1 protein-coding gene is annotated in these 804 nt (G+C 70.3%); it reads right to left on the minus strand.

Features of this window, described 5'->3' with window-relative positions; translation table 11 throughout:
- Positions 1 to 787 (minus strand): 5-methyltetrahydropteroyltriglutamate--homocysteine S-methyltransferase (locus tag GCU56_RS22970; RefSeq protein ID WP_345772028.1); only part of this gene is annotated, 787 nt, incomplete at its 3' end.
- Between the last annotated feature and the right edge of the window lie 17 nt (positions 788 to 804).

Genomic DNA, 804 nt, shown 5'->3' on the forward strand with positions numbered 1-804 from the left:
CCCAGACCTCCTGGGCGGTCTCCACGACCAGGGCCAGCTTGGCGATCTGCTCGTCGCGGGTCAGCGCGTTGCCCTCCACGGTGGAGGAGAACCCGCACTGCGGCGAGATCGCCAACTGCTCCAGCGGAACGAACCGCGCCGCCTCGTCGATCCGCCGCTTGAGCGCGTCCTTGTCCTCCAGCTCCGGGCTCTTCGTCGTCACCAGGCCCAGCACCACCCGCTTGCCCTCCGGCACGAACCGCAGCGGCTCGAACCCACCCGACCGCGCGTCGTCGTACTCCAGGAAGAAGCCATCGACGTCCAGGCCCCCGAACAACGCCTCGGCCACGAAGTCATACCCACCCTCGGCCACCCACGAGGACCGGAAGTTCCCCCGGCACAGGTGCGTGGTCACCGTCAGCCCCTCGGGCCGGCCGGCCAGCGCGGCGTTGATCTGCCGGATGTAGCGCTCGTGCTGGTGCTCGGCATCGCGCCCCTGCGCGGCCAGCTCCGCCCGCTGCGCCGGATCGTTGAGATAGGCCAGGCTGGTGTCATCCAGCTGCAGATAGCTGCACCCCTGCGCCGCGATCCCCTGCACCTGCTGCCGATAGGCCGCCGACAACGCCTCCCAGAAGGCGTCCTCGTCGGCGTACACCGCCGGATCGATCGCCGCCGCACCCCCGCGGTAGTGCACCATCGACGGCGAGGGGATCGTCAGCTTCGCCGTCTGCCCCTCCCCCACCACCGACTGCAGATACGCGAAGTCCGCACCGAAGATCGGCTCCTCGATCGCCAACGGCCCGTCCACGTGCAACCCCGCCGGGG

This window comes from Geodermatophilus sabuli, assembly GCF_010686765.1.
Lineage (GTDB): Bacteria > Actinomycetota > Actinomycetes > Mycobacteriales > Geodermatophilaceae > Geodermatophilus > Geodermatophilus sabuli_A.